Origin of the sequence: Caulobacter sp. UNC358MFTsu5.1 (assembly GCF_000712075.1) — a bacterium.
Lineage (GTDB): Bacteria > Pseudomonadota > Alphaproteobacteria > Caulobacterales > Caulobacteraceae > Caulobacter.
This window is the reverse complement of the sequence record NZ_JONW01000005.1, coordinates 76,874-93,671: the sequence shown is the minus strand read 5'-3', so window position 1 is coordinate 93,671 and position 16,798 is coordinate 76,874. Positions and strand designations below refer to the sequence as shown.

Annotated in this window: 18 protein-coding genes; 14 read left to right on the top strand and 4 right to left on the bottom strand. The window is 69.0% G+C overall.

The window, feature by feature from the left end:
* Nucleotides 1–204 precede the first annotated feature (204 nt).
* Nucleotides 205–2,196, top strand: a complete 1,992-nt coding sequence (gene rlxS / locus BR39_RS0102535; protein WP_029907449.1) for a relaxase/mobilization nuclease RlxS — start codon at nucleotides 205–207, stop codon at nucleotides 2,194–2,196.
* Nucleotides 2,197–2,694: 498 nt separating this feature from the next.
* Here the strand turns inward: rlxS and BR39_RS0102530 are convergent, their stop codons facing one another.
* Complete coding sequence (locus BR39_RS0102530) at nucleotides 2,695–3,006, bottom strand: hypothetical protein (RefSeq protein ID WP_029907448.1); 312 nt, start codon at nucleotides 3,004–3,006, stop codon at nucleotides 2,695–2,697.
* Nucleotides 3,007–3,130: 124 nt separating this feature from the next.
* The gene (locus BR39_RS0102525) at nucleotides 3,131–3,442 is read right to left on the bottom strand and encodes a hypothetical protein (RefSeq protein ID WP_029907447.1); all 312 of its coding nucleotides are present in this window, start codon (nucleotides 3,440–3,442) and stop codon (nucleotides 3,131–3,133) included.
* Between the two features lie 187 nt (nucleotides 3,443–3,629).
* Between BR39_RS0102525 and BR39_RS0102520 the strand changes: the two genes are divergently transcribed.
* The 13 genes from BR39_RS0102520 to BR39_RS0102460 all read left to right on the top strand — a co-directional run bounded on the left by BR39_RS0102520 (nucleotide 3,630) and on the right by BR39_RS0102460 (nucleotide 15,979).
* The gene (locus tag BR39_RS0102520) at nucleotides 3,630–5,675 is read left to right on the top strand and encodes a conjugal transfer protein TraG (protein WP_029907446.1); all 2,046 of its coding nucleotides are present in this window, start codon (nucleotides 3,630–3,632) and stop codon (nucleotides 5,673–5,675) included.
* 11 nt (nucleotides 5,676–5,686) lie between these two features.
* Nucleotides 5,687–6,103, top strand: a complete 417-nt coding sequence (locus tag BR39_RS0102515; protein ID WP_029907445.1) for a CopG family transcriptional regulator — start codon at nucleotides 5,687–5,689, stop codon at nucleotides 6,101–6,103.
* Complete coding sequence (trbB, locus tag BR39_RS0102510; protein ID WP_029907444.1) at nucleotides 6,100–7,104, top strand: P-type conjugative transfer ATPase TrbB; 1,005 nt, start codon at nucleotides 6,100–6,102, stop codon at nucleotides 7,102–7,104. The genes BR39_RS0102515 and trbB overlap by 4 nt, the downstream gene beginning before the upstream one ends.
* Nucleotides 7,104–7,442 (top strand): TrbC/VirB2 family protein, encoded by a 339-nt coding sequence (locus BR39_RS0102505; RefSeq protein WP_051695094.1) that lies wholly within the window; start codon nucleotides 7,104–7,106, stop codon nucleotides 7,440–7,442. Before trbB ends, BR39_RS0102505 begins: the two co-directional genes overlap by 1 nt.
* Nucleotides 7,439–7,738: a VirB3 family type IV secretion system protein gene (locus BR39_RS25170; protein ID WP_029907442.1), complete on the top strand. Its 300-nt coding sequence runs from the start codon at nucleotides 7,439–7,441 to the stop codon at nucleotides 7,736–7,738. Before BR39_RS0102505 ends, BR39_RS25170 begins: the two co-directional genes overlap by 4 nt.
* The gene (trbE, locus tag BR39_RS0102495; RefSeq protein WP_029907441.1) at nucleotides 7,732–10,173 is read left to right on the top strand and encodes a conjugal transfer protein TrbE; all 2,442 of its coding nucleotides are present in this window, start codon (nucleotides 7,732–7,734) and stop codon (nucleotides 10,171–10,173) included. Before BR39_RS25170 ends, trbE begins: the two co-directional genes overlap by 7 nt.
* Nucleotides 10,170–10,898 (top strand): P-type conjugative transfer protein TrbJ, encoded by a 729-nt coding sequence (gene trbJ, locus BR39_RS0102490; protein WP_029907440.1) that lies wholly within the window; start codon nucleotides 10,170–10,172, stop codon nucleotides 10,896–10,898. Before trbE ends, trbJ begins: the two co-directional genes overlap by 4 nt.
* Nucleotides 10,899–10,928: 30 nt before the next feature.
* The gene (gene trbL / locus BR39_RS0102485; protein ID WP_029907439.1) at nucleotides 10,929–12,284 is read left to right on the top strand and encodes a P-type conjugative transfer protein TrbL; all 1,356 of its coding nucleotides are present in this window, start codon (nucleotides 10,929–10,931) and stop codon (nucleotides 12,282–12,284) included.
* A gap of 3 nt (nucleotides 12,285–12,287) precedes the next feature.
* Nucleotides 12,288–13,103: a conjugal transfer protein TrbF gene (trbF, locus tag BR39_RS0102480; RefSeq protein WP_029907438.1), complete on the top strand. Its 816-nt coding sequence runs from the start codon at nucleotides 12,288–12,290 to the stop codon at nucleotides 13,101–13,103.
* Complete coding sequence (gene trbG, locus BR39_RS0102475; protein WP_029907437.1) at nucleotides 13,100–14,086, top strand: P-type conjugative transfer protein TrbG; 987 nt, start codon at nucleotides 13,100–13,102, stop codon at nucleotides 14,084–14,086. The genes trbF and trbG overlap by 4 nt, the downstream gene beginning before the upstream one ends.
* A gap of 136 nt (nucleotides 14,087–14,222) precedes the next feature.
* The gene (locus BR39_RS0102470; protein WP_231499381.1) at nucleotides 14,223–15,320 is read left to right on the top strand and encodes a TrbI/VirB10 family protein; all 1,098 of its coding nucleotides are present in this window, start codon (nucleotides 14,223–14,225) and stop codon (nucleotides 15,318–15,320) included.
* A gap of 15 nt (nucleotides 15,321–15,335) precedes the next feature.
* Entirely contained in the window at nucleotides 15,336–15,611 is a 276-nt protein-coding gene (locus tag BR39_RS0102465; RefSeq protein WP_029907435.1) for a DUF2274 domain-containing protein, read from the top strand.
* Nucleotides 15,608–15,979: a DUF736 family protein gene (locus tag BR39_RS0102460; protein ID WP_029907434.1), complete on the top strand. Its 372-nt coding sequence runs from the start codon at nucleotides 15,608–15,610 to the stop codon at nucleotides 15,977–15,979. Before BR39_RS0102465 ends, BR39_RS0102460 begins: the two co-directional genes overlap by 4 nt.
* A gap of 25 nt (nucleotides 15,980–16,004) precedes the next feature.
* On the opposite strand, the gene BR39_RS0102455 is transcribed toward BR39_RS0102460, so the two are convergent.
* On the bottom strand, nucleotides 16,005–16,319 hold the full coding sequence (locus tag BR39_RS0102455) for a helix-turn-helix domain-containing protein (RefSeq protein ID WP_029907433.1): 315 nt from the start codon (nucleotides 16,317–16,319) through the stop codon (nucleotides 16,005–16,007).
* The gene (locus tag BR39_RS0102450) at nucleotides 16,316–16,678 is read right to left on the bottom strand and encodes a type II toxin-antitoxin system RelE/ParE family toxin (protein WP_029907432.1); all 363 of its coding nucleotides are present in this window, start codon (nucleotides 16,676–16,678) and stop codon (nucleotides 16,316–16,318) included. The genes BR39_RS0102455 and BR39_RS0102450 overlap by 4 nt, the downstream gene beginning before the upstream one ends.
* Between the last annotated feature and the right edge of the window lie 120 nt (nucleotides 16,679–16,798).

The following is a 16,798-nucleotide window of genomic DNA, read 5'->3' as shown; positions in this document are numbered from 1 at the left end:
AGGCAAGATAAAGCACCGGCGCCATCCCTGCGGTCCTGTCGCCTCAAGGCCTTGTCTGCACATCGTTTTCTTGGCGGAGGCCGTGGCGCCATGCGGGTTCGGTTGGCGCTGATGCCGCGCTAAGTCCTTGAGCGGGAACGGAGATTCGTGGCGCCAATTTAATGGCGCGGCGGGGCGGGCCATATCGGTGGCGGGAGATGCGCCATGGTCCAGAACGACGATTTCGAACCGCGCCTGGGCAAGCTTCGCGCCCTCGGCGCCCGCCGGGGCAAGAGCTATCTGTCGCGGGTGCTGCGCTCGGCGATGCTGGCCGGCGGCGGAACCTTCGGCAAGGCGTGGCGCAAGGCGGGTTTCACCGGCGCGCGGATCGGCAAGGCCGCTGGGGTCGCCCGAGTGCTGACGTCGCGGGATCGCTTCGCCGCCTACCGCGCCCGCCGCGTGATCGTGAAGGTCTCGATCTCGAGGCTGGCGGGCAAGGGGATCGCCGCGGCCCGCGCCCACATGCGCTATGTGCAGCGCGACGGCGTTACCCGCGAGGGCGCGCCCGGCCGGCTCTATGACGCCCAGGCCGACAAGGCCGACGGGCGCGCGTTCGTCGACCGGGCGGAGGCCGGCGGCGACGTGCGGCAGTTCCGGTTCATCGTCTCGCCCGAGGACGGCGCCGAGTACGAGGACCTCAAGCCCCTGACCCGGCGCCTGATGGCGCAGGTGGAGAAGGACCTCGACACCAAGCTCGACTGGATCGCCGTCGACCACCACGACACCGGCCATCCCCACACCCACATCATCGTGCGGGGGCGCGACGACCGGGGCCGCGAGCTGGTCATCGCCAAGGACTACCTGACCCTGGGCCTGCGTGAACGCGCCGCTGAACTGGTGTCATTGGACCTGGGGCCGCGCACGGACCAGGCGATCGAGGGCCGGTTGCGGCGCGAGGTCGACCAGCAGCGCCTGACCAGCCTGGACCGAAGCCTGCTGCGCGATGTCGGGGAGGACGGCCTGGTCTCGCCGCGCCATGTCGACCCCCGGCTTCATGCGTTGCGCGCCGGGCGCTTGCGGACCTTGGCCCGCCTGGGCCTGGCCCGCGAGGCGCCGCCGACGACCTGGCGACTGGCCGACGGCCTGGAGGACACCTTGCGGCGCATGGGCGAGCGCGGCGACATCCAGAAGACGCTCCATCGGGCGCTCAGCGAAGGTGGTGTCGCGCGGGACCAAGCCGACCAGGTCATCCACGAATCGACGACCCCCGACGCGCGGCCGCTGGTCGGCCGGCTGGTCGCGCGCGGCCTTTCCGACGAACTGAAGGATCGCCACTACCTGGTGATCGACGGGGTCGACGGCCGGGCCCACTATGTCGAGATCGGCCGGGGCCCGGCGACGGCGGCGATCCCGATCGGCGCTGTGGTGCGGATCGAGCCGCGCGCCACGCGGGCCCGGGCCGTCGACCATACCGTCGCGCGCATCGCCGCCGCCAACGCCGGACGCTACAGTGTTGATCTGCATCTCGCCGCCGACCCGACGGCCTCGGCCGCCTTCGCCGAAGCGCACGTTCGCCGCCTTGAGGCGATGCGGCGCGGTCGCGCCCTCGTCGAGCGTCGCGAGGACGGGACCTGGATGATCGGCGCCGACCATGTCGAACAGGCCGCGGCCTTCGAAAAGCGTCAGGCCGAGGCGACGCCGGTCGTTGTCACGACCTTGAGCGCCCTGCCGGTGGACCGGCAGGTCGGTGCGGTCGGCGCGACCTGGCTTGACCGCCAACTCCTCGCGCAGGATCCCGCGCCGCTTCGGGACGCGGGGTTCGGGCGCGAGGTTCGCCAAGCCCTGGCGTTGCGTCGCCAGCGGCTCATCGACCAGGACCTGGCGCGCCAGGAGCAGGACACGGTGGTCTATCGCGCCGGGCTGCTGGCTCGCCTTCATCGCCGGGACCTGATCGCCGCGGCCGAAGGCCTGGCGCGGGAGACGGGACGGGATTTTTCGGAAGCCCGGCCCGGACAGCGCATCGAAGGCGTCTATCGGCGGCCCGTCGAGCTGGCCGCCGGCCGGTTCGCGCTGATCGAGCGGAGCCGGGATTTCACGCTGGTCCCGTGGAAGCCGGTGCTGGAGGGACAGGAGGGGAGAGCGGTGGCCGGCGTCCTGCGCGAAACGGGCGTCAATTGGACGCTTGGGCGCGGCAGGAGCGGACCTTCGGTCTCTTGAGGGGCGGGCGACGGGACGCGCCGCTCAGGGATAGGATCAGGGGCGGGCCCACCCGCCTTCAGGACACTTTTTCGGCGCTTTGGGCACGGCCTTGAAGGCCCGCTTCGTCGCCGGGCCGAGGCTGGGAAACGGATCGAGCGAGACGATCTGTTCCAGCTGGCTGATCGGCAGGGCCCAACAGGTCGATTTTTCCTCGTTGGTCGCCAGACAACCGGCCGCGACGCCGATCGCGGGGCTGTAGACGCCTTGAAGGTGTAGAGGGGGATCAAGATCCGAGCGTCTTCATGCCGGCCGAGTGCGTTTGCTTCCTGACCCTGGTCCACGCCGCGCGGCAGTGGCCGCCCTTGCGCGATTGACACCGCAGGGACCAGGGGCGAGCGACGCAAAAACGCCCCCGCCGGCCCCCGCCGGCCCCCGCCGGCCCGCGCCGCGGTCCCGTTAGGAACCGTCCGGCGCAGGCCCGCGGAGGCGTCTTGAAATCCCCGAAGGGGAAAGGTCTTACGCGCCGCCCGGGAAGCGGAACGGAACCTTCACCGAGCCGGTCTTGGCGCCCATCGGCAGCTTCTCGGCGATGCACATGGCGGCCTTGTCGAAACCCTTGCCCGCGGCGCTGTTGTCCACGACCTTGCAGTCGGTCAGCTTGCCGCCGTCGGCGTTGCATTCCAGCATGACCTGGGCCGGATCGCGGGTGTTGGCGAACTGCTGCAGGCAACGGCCCATCTGGTCTTCGAAGCCGCCGGCGGCCGAGGCGGCTTGAGCGACGATCAGGCTGGCGGCGAGGCCGGCGGCGATGGCGATCGGATATTTCATGGCGCGTTCCCTTGAGCCCTTGTTCGAGGCGGGCCTTGTGACAGGCGCGCGCCAAGGAACGGCTAACAAGCGCGGTTAATCCTTTGCGACCGAAGGTCTCCGACCCGGGCCTGGCGCGCGCCGCTCAAACCGTCAGCGGTTCTAACTCGCCGACATCGCGCTTGAGGTCCGCCCGCGCCACGACGTGACTCTCCCATTCGCGCGAAACCAGGACCCGCACGCCCCTGTAGCGGATGCCTCGACCGATCGTCGTCATCTCCGTCGCCAGTTTTGAGCCCACCCAGTGGTCCGGGTGCAGGAAGATCGCTCCGGGCAGTTGGTTGTCGTCGCCGGTCTTTTCGGCCTCGGCGGCCATGGCGTCGATGATCTGGTCGATTTCAGCAGGGGTCATGGCGGCGGCGATAGCCTGAGTCGGAAGGCGGCCGCCCTGCGTCATGAGCGCCCGACAGCTCGCGAACGCTGCTTGGTCAACGGCCCGACCTGGCGGTGGACGTCCTGGGTCCGGCCAACCGCGGCCGAACCGCGTCTTGGGCGGGCGTGGCCGCCGTAAGGGATTTTCCGATCCGCCTCGAGTCTTCCTGGGCCTTCCTCGCATGGGGCGAGCAGGCGCTGGGACCCGGCCCATGACGCCCACCAAGCTCCTGATCGGCCAGATCTTCGCGGTTTTCGCGATCATGATCCTGGGCGTTTGGTCGGCCACCCAATGGGCCGCCGCCATGCTCGGTTACCAGGCCCAGCTCGGCGCGCCCTGGATCGCGCCGCTTGGCCGGCCGATCTATCGCCCCTGGCAGCTCTTCGACTGGTGGTACTACTACGAGGCCTACGCGCCGGCCGTCTTCGACAAGGCCGGTCTGCTGGCCGGCGCCAGCGGCTTCCTCGGCTGCGGCTGCGCCATCGTCGGCTCCTTGTGGCGAGCCCGTCAGGGCGGCCGGGTCACCACCTACGGCTCTTCGCGGTGGGCCACGCGCTCCGAGGCGGCGGCGGCCGGCCTGTTCAAGGACGACGGCGTCTTCCTGGGACGCCTGGACGGCGACTACCTGCGTCATGCCGGTCCCGAGCACGTCATGGCCTTCGCCCCGACCCGGTCGGGCAAGGGCGTGGGCCTTGTGGTGCCGAGTCTGCTCTCCTGGACCGGCAGCGCGGTCGTCCACGACATCAAGGGTGAGAACTGGACCCTGACCGCCGGCTGGCGCTCGCGGTTCTCCCACTGCCTGCTGTTCAATCCGACCGACGCTCGCTCGGCGCGCTACAATCCGCTGCTGGAAGTGCGCAAGGGACCCGACGAGGTCCGCGACGTTCAGAATATCGCCGACGTGCTCGTAGACCCGGAAGGGGCTCTGGAGCGCCGGTCGCACTGGGAAAAAACCAGCCACAGCCTGCTGGTCGGCGCGATCCTCCACGTCCTCTACGCCGAGGAGGAAAAGACCCTCGCGCGGGTCGCCACCTTCCTCTCCGATCCCCAGCGCTCGTTCGCCCACACCCTGCGGCGGATGATGGCCACCAACCATCTGGGGACGCCTGACGCGCCCCAGGTCCACCCGGTGGTGGCCAGCGCGGCCCGTGAGGTCCTCAACAAGTCGGAGAACGAACGCAGCGGCGTGCTCTCCACAGCCATGTCGTTCCTGGGGCTCTACCGCGACCCGACCGTGGCCCTGACGACCAGCGCCTGCGACTGGCGCATCGCCGACCTGGTCGACGCCCCATCGCCCGTCACCCTCTACCTGGTCATTCCGCCGTCCGACATCTCCCGTACCAAGCCTTTGGTACGCCTGGTGCTCAACCAGATCGGCCGTCGCCTGACCGAGCGCCTGGAGGGCGATCCGCGCAAAAGCCGCAAGCATCAGCTCCTGATGATGCTCGACGAGTTCCCGGCCCTAGGGCGGCTGGACTTCTTCGAGACGGCCCTGGCGTTCATGGCCGGCTACGGCATCCGCGCCTACCTGATCGCCCAATCCCTCAACCAGATCTCCAAGGCCTACGGCGAGAACAACACCATCCTGGACAATTGCCACGTCCGGATCGCGTTCTCCTCCAACGACGAACGCACCGCCAAGCGCATCTCCGACGCCCTGGGCACGGCCACCGAGCAGCGCGCCCAGCGCAACTACGCCGGCCACCGTCTGTCGCCCTGGCTCAGCCACGTCATGGTCAGCCGCCAGGAGACGGCTCGCCCGCTGCTGACGCCCGGCGAGGTGATGCAACTGCCGGCTGACGACGCCCTGGTGCTGGTCTCAGGTCTCGCGCCGATCCGGGCCAAGAAGCTTCGCTACTACGAGGATCGCAACTTCACCGGCCGCGTCGCGCCGCCGCCGGTCCTCCGCGATGGGCCCTATGGCGACTGCCCTCCCCGTCGAGGCGATGACTGGGGCGGTCAAGTGCGCGGTTTTCATGCCGGGCTGGCCGCCGAAGCCGAAGCCGACGACGACCTGGACGCCGGCGCCGAAGGCGGCCTGCAGCAGGAGCGCCATCCGGGCCTGTTCGACGAGATCGCCGCGCGTCCGGCCGCCGACGAGGCCGAGCTGGGCTTGGGCTTGGCCGAGGACGACGGCGATGTGGTCGCCGATCGCCAGGCGCTTGATCGCGCCGGCGCCGGGCAATCGATCGCCCGCGCCCACGCCATGAACGAAGGGGGCGATCGCGGCGACGACGATCTCCTCCCGGCCTTCTGAGGGGCGGCGTCATGAAGCCCCGTCATCACCTCTATCTCGACGACGCCCTGACCGAGCAGCTCGACCGGCTCGGCGGCAAGCCCGGGACCTCCAAGTCGGCGATCGTCGCCGACGCCTTGCGCGCCTACCTCGATCGCCGCGCGGCCAGCGAGCTGGACGCCCAATTCCGGCTGCGGCTGGACCGAATGAGCCGGCAGCTGGGCCGGCTCGAGCGCGATCAGAAGATCCTGCTCGAAAGCCTGGCGCTGTTCGTCCGCTACCAGCTGACCGTCACCGCGCCGTTGCCCGAGGCCGACAAGGCCGCCCAGGCCATCGGCCGCGAGCGTTTCCGGCGCTTCGTCGATCAGGTCGGCCGCCAGCTCGCCAGCGGCCGCGCCACCCTCGGCGTCGACGACCCCGACGGCCTGGCCGGGGAGGGGGCGCGATGAGCCTCGTGCAACCCGAAACCTTCGAGCGCCGCCGCACCATGCTGCGCACGGCCATGGGCCCGGCCATCGAGGCGGCCCTGGCCGACCCGGCCGTCGTCGAGGTGATGGTCAATCCCGACGGGGTGCTGCGCCTGGACCGGTTGGGTGAGGGGCGCATCAACACCGGCGTGGTGATGGCGCCGGCCGAGGTCGAGCGGATCATCCGCCTGGTCGCCAGCCACGTCCGCGCCGAGGTCCACGCCGGCGCCCCGATCATCAGCGGCGACCTGCCGCCACGCGGCGTGGCCCTCACCGGCGAGCGGTTCGAGGGCGTCTTGCCGCCCGTCGCGCCTGGACCGTGTTTCTCCATCCGCAAGCCGGCCGGTCGCATCCACACCCTGGATGACTACGTCGCCGACGGCGTCCTGGCGCCGTTGCAGGCCGACCTGCTGCGCCAGGCCGTGGCCGATCGGCTCAACATCCTGATCGTCGGCGCCACCTCGGCGGGCAAGACGACCCTGGCCAACGCCCTGCTGGCCGAGGTCGCTCGGCACGACGAGCGAGTCGTCATCCTGCAGGACGTGCCCGAACTGCAGTGCGCCGCGCCCGATTGCGTGGCCCTGCGCACCCGGCCGGGCGTGGTCAGCATGACCGACCTCGTCCGCTCGACCCTGCGTCTGCGGCCCGACCGCATCGTCGTCGGGGAGGTCCGCGGCGGTGAGGCGCTCGATCTTCTGAAGGCCTGGAACACCGGGCACCCCGGCGGTCTCTCCACCGTCCACGCCAACTCCGCGCGCTCGGCGCTCTACAGGCTGGAGCAGCTGGTCCAGGAGAGCGTGGTCGCCGTGCCGCGCCGACTGATCGCCGAAGCGATCGACCTCCTCGTCTTCATACGTGGCCGGGGAACCGGTCGACGTGTCGAGAGCCTCGCCCGGGTCACGGGCCTCGACTCCGCCGGCGACTACCTCGTCACCGATCTCGACCCGCCTCAGCTCAAAGCCCTCAGACACGGAGACACCTGATGCTTTACCGCGTCCGTTCACGCGCGTCTCGTGACCCGCGACCGCTGTTTCTGACCACCACCCTGACCCTGCTGGTCAGCGCCCAGGCCCAGGCGGCCGGCTCGGGCATGCCCTGGGAAGAGCCGCTGCAGCAGGTGCTGGAGTCGGTCCAGGGACCGGTTGCCAAGATCGTCGCGGTGCTGGTGATCATCACCACGGGGCTGGGCCTGGCGTTCGGCGAAACCTCTGGCGGCTTTCGCAAGCTGATCCAGATCGTCTTCGGCCTCAGCATCGCGTTCGCCGCCTCCAGCTTCTTCCTGTCGTTCTTCTCGTTCGGCGGCGGAGCGCTGATCGCGTGACGAGTCCAGCCACCCCTTCGCTCACCGGCGCATCGGCCTCAAGTGTCGCGGGCTTCGAGGTCCCGCTGCACCGCTCGCTGACCGCGCCGATCCTGCTGGGCGGCGCGCCCCGGTCGATCGCCATCCTCAACGGCACCCTCGCCGGCGCCCTGGGGCTGGGCCTTCAGCAATGGATCCCGGGGCTGCTGGTCTGGGTGATTGGCCACAGCCTGGCGGTGTTCGCCGCCAAGCGGGACCCGGACTTCGCCCCGGTCCTGATGCGTCATCTGCGGCAGAAGGGGTGGCTGCGATGCTGAACCTGCGCGAATACCGCGACAGCGCCGATCGTCTCGCCGACCATATCCCGTGGGCCGCCCTTGTCGCCCCGGGCGTCGTGCTCAACAAGGACGGCGGATTTCAGCGGACCTTCCGGTTCCGCGGCCCGGACCTGGAGAGCGCCACCGACGCCGAACTGGTCGGCGTCTGCGCCCGGGCCAACAATGCCCTGCGCCGGCTCGGCTCCGGCTGGGCGTTGTTCTTCGACGCCGAGCGCGCCCCAGCCCTGGGCTATCCCGACAGCGCCTTTCCGGATGCGGCCTCCTGGCTGGTCGACGAGGAGCGGCGCGGCGGCTTCGACGGCCGGCGGGGCGAGCTCTTCGAAAGCCGCTGCCATCTGACGATCTTCTACCTGCCGCCGGCCGATCAGGTCAGCCGGGCCGAGCGGGCGCTGATCGAACGCGAGGTGGGCGGGCAGGGGCGCGACTGGCGCCAGGAGCTGGCCGCTTTCGTCGCCCAGACCGATCGCATCCTCGACCTGCTGGCCGGCTTCATGCCGCTGATCGAGCCCCTCGATGACGGCGAAACCCTGACCTTCCTGCACGGGACGATCTCGACCCGGCGCCACCGCGTCGCGGTTCCCGAGATTCCGATGTACCTGGACGGCCTGCTGGTCGACACGCCGCTCAATGGCGGCATCGAGCCTCGGCTCGGTGATCAGCACCTGCGGACCCTGACGGTGCTGGGCTTTCCCAACACCACGCGGCCCGGCCTCCTGGACGCCCTCAACCACGAGGGCTTCGCCTATCGCTGGTCCACGCGCTTCATCGCCCTGGATAAGCCCGCCGCCACCAAGGCGTTGGGGCGCATCCGCCGCCAGTGGTTCAACAAGCGCAAGTCCGTCGTTCAGATCCTGCGCGAGGTGGTCAGCAACGAGCCCGTGCCGCTGACCGACAGCGACGCAGACAACCAGCTGGCCGACGCGGACCTGGCCATGCAGGCCCTGGGCGGCGACCACGTGGCCTTCGGGTACCTGACGACCACCATCACCGTGTCGGATGTCGATCGCGAGGCGGCCGAGGACAAGGTGCGCCAGGTCGAGCGCATCCTCGGTGGGCTGGGCTTCACCTGCATCCGCGAGCAGGCCAACGCGGTGGAGGCGTGGCTCGGATCGCTGCCCGGGCAGGTCTACGCCAATATCCGCCAGCCGCTGGTCCACACCCTGAACCTGGCTCACCTGATGCCGCTGTCCTCGGTCTGGGCAGGACAGTCGGGCAATGGTCACCTGAAGGGACCGGCGACCTTCTACGCCGTCACCAGCGGTTCGACACCGTTCCGCTACTCGACCCACGTCGAGGACGTGGGCCACCAGCTCCATGCCGGCCCCACCGGCGCCGGCAAATCGGTCCTCCTGGCGATCCTGGAGCTGCAGTTTCGGCGCTACCCCGACGCCCAGATCTACGTCTTCGATAAGCGCTTCTCCTCGCGGGCGGCCGTGCTGGCCATGGGCGGGCGCCACCACGGCCTGGCGGCCGACGCTGGGCTGGCGTTCCAGCCCCTGCGCGACATCGACCAGGCCGGCGAGCGGGCCTGGGCCATCGACTGGCTCGGCGACCTCTTGGCCAACGAGAACGTCGTGGTCACCCCAGAGATCAAGGAGACGCTGTGGTCGGCGCTGGGAAGTCTGGCCAGCGCGCCGCCGGCCGAGCGGACCCTCACGGGCCTGTCGATGCTGCTGCAGTCGAATCCGCTGAAGGCGGCCCTGGCGCCCTACACCCTCGACGGTCCGTTCGGCCGGCTGCTCGACGCGGCGCAGGACGGTCTGGATCTGAGCGACGTCCAATGTTTCGAGACCGACGCCCTGATCAAGACGCCGTCAGTGGTCGCGCCGGTCCTGACCTACCTCTTCCACCGGCTTGAAGCGCGGTTCGACGGCCGGCCCACCCTGATGGTGCTCGACGAGGCCTGGAAGTTCCTCGATACGCCGCTGTTTGCCGCTCGCATCCGTGAATGGCTCAAGGACCTGCGCAAGCGCAACGTCGCGGTCGTCTTCGCCACCCAGTCCCTGGCCGACATCGTCGACAGCGCCATCATGCCGGCGATCGTCGACAGCTGTCCTCAGCGCATCTTCCTGCCCAACGACCGGGCGATCGAGCCCCTGTCGGCCAAGGCCTATGCGGGCTTGGGGTTGAATGAACGCCAGATCGAGCTGATCGCCCGCGCCACGCCCAAGCGGCACTACTACCTGCAATCGCGCCTGGGCAATCGTCTGTTCGAGCTGGGCCTGGGCCCTGTGGCCCTGGCGCTGTGCGCCGCTTCCGAGCCTTCGGTCCAGGCTCTGATCGATCAGGTGCTGGCTCAGCATGGCGAGGCCGAGTTCGCGGCCGCCTTCCTGACCGTCCGCGGGCTGCCTTGGGCCGCCGCCCTGATCGCCGACTTCGTCCCGCCCCAAACCCCAAAGGAGTCCACGCCATGACTCGGCGTCTTGTCTCGACCTGCGTCAGCATTGTCGCGCTGATCGCCGCGCCCCTGGCGTCCTGGGCGCCGCCGGCCAGCGCCCAGATCACGGTCTTCGATCCCAGCAACTACCTTCAGAGCGCCCTGACGGCGGCGCGGACGCTGCAGCAGATCAACAACCAGATCCAGGCCCTGCAGAACCAGGCGACCATGCTGCAGAACATGGCCCGACAGTTGAAGTCGCTCGACTACAGCTCGCTGAGCGCCATCACCAGCGACCTTCAGCGCATCAACACCCTGATGGGGCAGGCCCAGGGCATGGCCTTCGACCTGGCCTCAACCCAGACCGTCCTGGCCAAGATTTTCCCATCGACCCTGGCGGCTGACGCCACCACCCAGCAGCGCCTCGACCTGGCGCGATCCCAGGCTGGCCTGGCGATCGACGGCTATCGCCAGTCGCTGCAGGTCCAGGCCCAGGTCGTCCAGAGCCTCCAATCCGACGCCGCCCTGATCAGCGCCCTGGTCGGCCAGAGCCAGGGCGCGACCGGCCAGCTCCAGGCGCAGCAGGCGGCCAATCAGATGCAGGCCCTGGCGATCAAGCAGGACCAGCAACTGCAGGCCCTGATCGCAGCGCAGGCCCGGGCTGACGCTCTGGAGCGCGCCCGCCAGGCCCAGGTGCTGGAGGCGGGGCAGTTGGCGACGCGCCAGTTCCTCGGCTCGTCCAGCGCCTACACCGGCCAATAGCGCCAGTCCGCACCAGTCAAGGGTCACCCCATGGACGTCGCGCCGGATCTCAATGTCATCGACCGCATGATGGCCGCGTACGCCACCCTGATAGACAGCGGCTTTGGCCTGCTGGGTCCGAAGGTCCACCACGTCTCCTCGATCCTGATCGCGTTGGACGTGACCCTGGCGGCGCTGTGGTGGGCGTTGGAGGGTGACGACAATGTCCTGGGCAAGCTGATCAAGAAGGTCCTCTATGTCGGGGCCTTCGTCTTCATCCTCGAAAACTTCAACTCGCTGGCCGGCGCCGTTTTCAACTCGTTCGCCGAGCTGGGGGTGACGGCGGGCGGCGGGACCATCTCGACCGACGACTTGCTGCGTCCCGGCAAGCTGGCCGGCGTCGGCTTCACCGCCGCCCACCCGCTGCTCGACAAGGCCAGTCAGCTGATGGGCTTTCCGGAGTTCTTCGCCAACGCCCTGACCATCTTCATCCTACTGCTGGCCTGGGTGCTGGTGATCCTGGCCTTCTTCGTCATGTCGATCCAGATGCTGGTGACAGTGCTGGAGTTCAAGCTGACGAGCCTGGCGGGCTTCACGCTCGTGCCGTTCGCCTTCTGGAACAAGTCGAGCTTCCTGGCCGAGCGGGTGCTGGGCAACGTCATCTCGAGTGGCGTGAAGGTGATGGTGCTCGCCCTCATCGTCGGCATTGGCCAAACCTTCTTCGACATCTTTCTGGCGACTCTCGGAACCGATCCGGATCTGGCCGCCGCCACGACCCTGATGCTCAGCGCCCTAACGTTGGCGGGGTTGTCGATCTTCGGTCCGGGCATCGCCGCGGGCCTGGTTTCGGGCGCGCCGCAACTAGGCGCGGGCGCGGCGGTCGGTACCGCCGTCGGCGCCGCCATGCTCGGCGGTGGGGCCGCGATGCTCGGCGCCAAGGCGCTCGGCATGGCCGGGGCGGGCGGCATCGCCGCGGTTCGAGCCGGCACGGCGATGGGCGCGGGCGCGAGCGCGGCTTATCAGCTTCGTCAGGCCACCACCGGATCGAACGACGTGGCGACCGGTCTCGGCGGCGTCGCCCGCGCGGCGGGCGGCGCGGCGATGAATGGCCTGCGCGGCATGGCCGGCCGGGCTGGAGACACTTTGAAAGGCGACGCCCAGAAAGGACGCGCCGCCGCTTGGCGCGCGACCGGCGGCACGAGCCCCGTGGCCGGCGCCACCGAAGACAATTCCGCGCCCAGTGCATCGGCCAGCAGTGCGTCGGCCAGCAGCGCGCCGCCGGCCTGGGCCAAGGATCTCAAGACCAAGCGCTCGGCAGGCATGGGCCAGCACGCCGCGGTCCAGACCCTCAGGGAGGGCGACCGTCCCGGCGCCGGCGCCAATCCCGATCTCGAGCAGGAGGACTAAGCGGTGTTCTTCAAGCGACCCTCTCAACGGTATGGGCTGACCCCGCCGCCCGAGACCCCTTATCAGGCGGCCGGCCAGCTCTGGGACGAGCGGATCGGTTCGGCCCGGGTCCAAGCCTACAACTGGCGACGCGCCTTCTTCGGCCTCTTCGCCCTGACCTGCGGCCTGGCGACGGGCAATATCCTGCAGGGGCTGCAGAGCAAGATCACGCCCTATGTCGTCGAGGTCGACCGGCTGGGCGAGGTCCGGGCCGTCGGGCCGGCCGAGCAGGACTACCAGCCGGCTGACGCCGAGATCGCTAGCGACCTGCGCGCGTTCATCATCGACGTTCGTTCGCTGTCTTCCGACGGCGTCGTGGTGCGCCAACGCTGGGACGCGGCCTACGATCATCTGACCCAGAAAGGCCGGGCCTTTTTCGACAGCTATGGCCGGGCCTCCAAGCCGCTCGAGGGCTTCGGCGAAAAGACCATCCTGGTGCAGCCCACCAGTGTGGTGCGCGCCTCCCCGTCTTCGTTTCAGGTCCGCTGGTCGGAACAGACCTTCGAGCGCGGCGCCTTGGCCAAGACCGAGCGCTGGACCGCGATGCTGACGCTCAAGCGCATCAAGCCCAAGACCAAGGCCCAACTCGATCGCAACCCGCTGGGCCTCTACGTCGATGGCGTCGACTGGTCCCAGGACACCGATGGGGCGCAAGCCCCGCCAAGGCCCGATCAGGTCTTCCCGCCAACATCGCTTCCGTCCGCGCCTGAGACGGCCGCGCCCATCGCCGCCCCGGCGGCGCCTCCTGTGTCCGTGATCCAAGGAGAACCCCAGTCATGACCGTCAAGATGCTCGCGCTGCTGGCCTGTTCGACGGCGCTGGCCGCCTGCGCTCACGCCAAGAGCCCGACGCCGGCGATCCACTACGATCAAGCCAGCTTCACGCCCGCGAAGATCGAGGCCGAGCCGCCGCGTCCCGTACAGATCGTCGAGGTGCCCAAGCCGCTGCCGCTCCCAGGCCAACTCTTGCCGCCGCCGAGCGTCCGCGCAGAGGCGAGACCGCCCTGGGCGCGGGTCGAGGCGGCCAATCGGGCCGCGACCTTGGAGCCGAGCAGCGCCGGCTACATCAACGCCGTCCAAGTCTACCCATGGAGCGACGGTGCGCTCTATCGGCTCTACACCGCGCCTGAGCGGGTCAGCGACGTCGCCCTGGAGCCGGGGGAACAGCTCACAGCCGTCTCGGCCGGCGACACCGTGCGCTGGGTGATCGGCGACACGACCAGCGGCGTGGGCGAAGCGCGGCAGGTCCATGTCCTGATCAAGCCCTTCGCGGCCGGGCTGACCACCAACATGGTCATCACTACCGACCGCCGGGCCTACCACCTGACGCTGGCCAGCACCGACGCCACGGCCATGGCCGCGGTCTCCTGGACCTATCCTGCCGATCGGCTGGTGGCGCTCAAGCGCCAGAACGTCGCTGCCGAGGCCGCCGCACCGGCCGCCGAAGGCGTGGCGGTCGAGGCGATCAAGTTCCGCTACGCCATCAGCGGAGACAGCCCGCCCTGGCGGCCGCTCCGGGCCTGGGACGACGGCGCCAAGGTCTATATCGAATTCCCGGGACGCGTGGACCAAGGCGAGGCGCCGCCGCTGTTCGTCGTCGGGCCGTTGGGCGATCATCAGCTGGTCAACTACCGGGTCCGGGGCAACCGCTACATCGTTGATCGCCTGTTCGCGGCCGCCGAACTGCGTTTGGGCCAAGCGCCGCAGCAGGTCGTGCGGATCACGCGGACCGACGGAGACAGCGCTGGTGGCGGCCATGAGTGAGGCTCCAGGTTCGGGGGCGCCGCCGCCGTCTGGCGCGGAGCCTGCGGCCAAGGCGCAGCCCGAGGCCCTGGGCCTGCGGGCTAAGCCGCGGCCCGTCGTTCGGTTTCGGCGGGGGCTCTTAATCGGCGTCGCGGCCGTGGGCGCCTTGGGCGTGACGGGCTTTGCCTGGCTCGCGCTCAGTCCGAAAGCGGAGCATCGGGCGGTTGCGCCCGATGAGCCCGCCGTCAGTGATCGCCACGCTCCCGCCGATGTGATGGCCGCCATGCCGCGGGACTATTCGGCGAAGGCCCCGCCGGCACAGCTTGGTCCGCCTCTTCCGGGTGATCTTGGACATGCCGTGGTCGATCAGGAACGGCGGCGCCTGCAGGTCGGGGCAGGGGGTATCGCGGCTTCGGCCGCATCGACGCCGGCGCAGCAGGCGGCCGAGGCCGAGCGTCAACGCCTTGCGGCCGAAGCCCATCAAGCGCGGGCGTCTGGTGTCCTGGTCCAGACTTCCGCGCCGGCGACGGCGCCCGGTGTCGTGTCTACCGCAGGGGCTGCGATCGGAAGTCCCGCCGCCAGCGTTGCGACCGCGCAGGATGATCCCAACCGGCAACAGCAGAAGACCGCCTTTCTGGAGCGTCCGGCCCAAGGCGACGTCGTCAGCGCCCACAGCCTTGAGGCGCCCCGTTCGCCCTATACGGTGATGGCCGGTTGCGTCATCGCCGCCAGCCTGATCACGGGGCTGGATTCCGATCTGCCCGGGCTGATCATCGCCCAGGTGACCGAGAACGTCTTCGACACCGTGACCGGGCGCTATCTGCTGATCCCGCAGGGGGCGCGTCTGATCGGCAGCTACGACAGCGTCGTGGCCTTCGGACAGCGTCGGGCCCTGGTCGTCTGGCAGCGGCTGATCTTGCCCGACGGGTCTTCCATCCAGCTCGACAACCTGCCGGCTACCGACGCAGCGGGCTATGCCGGTCTGTCCGACCAGATCGACTTCCACACCTGGCAATTGCTCAAAGGTGTCGGGCTTTCAACCTTGCTCGGCGTCGGGACCGAACTGAGCCTGGGCAGCGGTGAGAGCGATCTGGTCCGGGCCGTTCGGCAGTCCACACAGCAAAGCACAGCCCAGGCCGGCCAGCAGATCGTGTCCAAGCAGCTCGACGTCCAGCCGACCCTCAAGGTTCGGCCCGGCTGGCCGCTGCGGATCGTCGTCCACAAGGATCTGATCCTGCGCCCCTGGCGCGGATGAACTCGGAGCGCCTTCATGAAACTCGCGAAGCTTCCCGACCGCAATCCAGTGCGGCTGACCATCGCCGTCATGCCCGACCTCAATGCGGACCTGTTGGCCTATGCCGAGGCTTACAGGGCCACCTATGGCGAGGCCGCCAGCCTGGCGGACCTCATTCCTGAAATGCTCAGGGGCTATCTCGATAGCGACCGCGACTTCGCCAAGGCGCGCAAGACGCTGGGACAACCATCGTCTGGCGACAACGCAGAGGCCTCGAAGTCCAAGCCCAGGTCCCCGGAGGGCGCTTCATGAGCCGGCTGATCATCGGCGCCTTCAGGCTCGCCAAGGACGGCGGCTGGGAGGGCGAAATTCGCAGCCTGCTCATGAACCTCAAAGTGCGGTTCGCGCCGAATGACGACCGCACAGGACCCAACGCGCCGGCCTTTCACGTCATGACGGGAGCGGTTCGTCTCGGCGAAGCCTGGGAAGCGCGCTGGCGCGCGCAGCGTGATCGGACCTTTTACCGCGTGAGCCTGGACGATCCTTTCCTGCCTGGCCCGCTGTCAGCCGCGCTCTTCCCGCGCGAAGACGGGGAAGCCGCTCAGCTGGTTTGGACCCGACCGAACCCCGAGAGACGCGATAGCGCCGAGCCCGTCGAGAACAGTGATGTGGTGTCCTAAGAGCCCGGTGGGCCCGAACTGATGGCTAGGCGACGGCCGGGTGAAGTTTGCGCGGCCAGACAGCGACGGTCACCTCAACGGCGCGATCGAGGCGCGCGAGAATGATCATCAGCCTATCGACGGTGAACCGATCGAGCTTTGCCAATCTGATCCGCGAGAAGTCTGCGGCCGCGATCCCGGTATGAGACGCAGCGGCGCGGACGGTCATTGAGCGCTCGTCCAGCGCCTTGGCGACCTCCGCGGCCAGGAGCGCCTTCAGCTGTCGAAGGTCGGCGTCGATGACGCCGAGGTCGCGGTAGACGTTGCCGCTTCCGCGGATCACCTCGATGTCGTCGTTCACGCGAGGGCCTCCTTCAACCGTTTGATCCGATCCCTCACCAGATCGATCTCATGTTTGGGGGTGGCGATGCCTTTCTTGGACTTCTTCTGAAAGGCATGGATCACCCAGATATCGTCGTCGATCTGCAGCGCGAAGACGACGCGATAGGCGTCGCCCCGCTCCTTGATCGCCAATTCCCAAACACCAGAGCCGAGCCCCGAAAGCGGCTTGGCGATGTCGGGCGTCGCTCCGTCGGCGATGATGGTCAACGCATCCAGCGCCTGGGTTTGCGCGCCCGTCGGAAAGGCGAGGAAGTCCTTCTGCGCCGCCTTGATCCAGCTTACCGGTCTCGTGTCTCTGGTGTTGGTTTTTGTAGTCATATTTGACAACATTCGTCAAGGGCTGGACTGTGGCGCTGCTCTCCCGAAGGTTTGCCCTACCGACCGTTTCGGAGGCCTCAGGCGGGGCGATAATCAACCGGACGCAGCGACGAGGGCTCG

Bases quoted from the DNA above. Each gene is read 5' to 3' on its own strand.
- BR39_RS0102530 (WP_029907448.1), bottom strand. From the start codon at position 3,006: ATGAAATATCCGATCGCCATCGCCGCCGGCCTCGCCGCCAGCCTGATC.
- BR39_RS0102525 (WP_029907447.1), bottom strand. From the start codon at position 3,442: ATGACGCAGGGCGGCCGCCTTCCGACTCAGGCTATCGCCGCCGCCATG.
- BR39_RS0102465 (WP_029907435.1), top strand. From the start codon at position 15,336: ATGAAACTCGCGAAGCTTCCCGACCGCAATCCAGTGCGGCTGACCATC.
- trbJ (WP_029907440.1), top strand. From the start codon at position 10,170: ATGACTCGGCGTCTTGTCTCGACCTGCGTCAGCATTGTCGCGCTGATC.
- trbE (WP_029907441.1), top strand. From the start codon at position 7,732: ATGCTGAACCTGCGCGAATACCGCGACAGCGCCGATCGTCTCGCCGAC.
- BR39_RS0102515 (WP_029907445.1), top strand. From the start codon at position 5,687: ATGAAGCCCCGTCATCACCTCTATCTCGACGACGCCCTGACCGAGCAG.
- trbB (WP_029907444.1), top strand. From the start codon at position 6,100: ATGAGCCTCGTGCAACCCGAAACCTTCGAGCGCCGCCGCACCATGCTG.
- BR39_RS0102520 (WP_029907446.1), top strand. From the start codon at position 3,630: ATGACGCCCACCAAGCTCCTGATCGGCCAGATCTTCGCGGTTTTCGCG.
- trbG (WP_029907437.1), top strand. From the start codon at position 13,100: ATGACCGTCAAGATGCTCGCGCTGCTGGCCTGTTCGACGGCGCTGGCC.
- trbL (WP_029907439.1), top strand. From the start codon at position 10,929: ATGGACGTCGCGCCGGATCTCAATGTCATCGACCGCATGATGGCCGCG.
- rlxS (WP_029907449.1), top strand. From the start codon at position 205: ATGGTCCAGAACGACGATTTCGAACCGCGCCTGGGCAAGCTTCGCGCC.
- BR39_RS0102450 (WP_029907432.1), bottom strand. From the start codon at position 16,678: ATGACTACAAAAACCAACACCAGAGACACGAGACCGGTAAGCTGGATC.
- BR39_RS0102460 (WP_029907434.1), top strand. From the start codon at position 15,608: ATGAGCCGGCTGATCATCGGCGCCTTCAGGCTCGCCAAGGACGGCGGC.
- BR39_RS0102505 (WP_051695094.1), top strand. From the start codon at position 7,104: ATGCTTTACCGCGTCCGTTCACGCGCGTCTCGTGACCCGCGACCGCTG.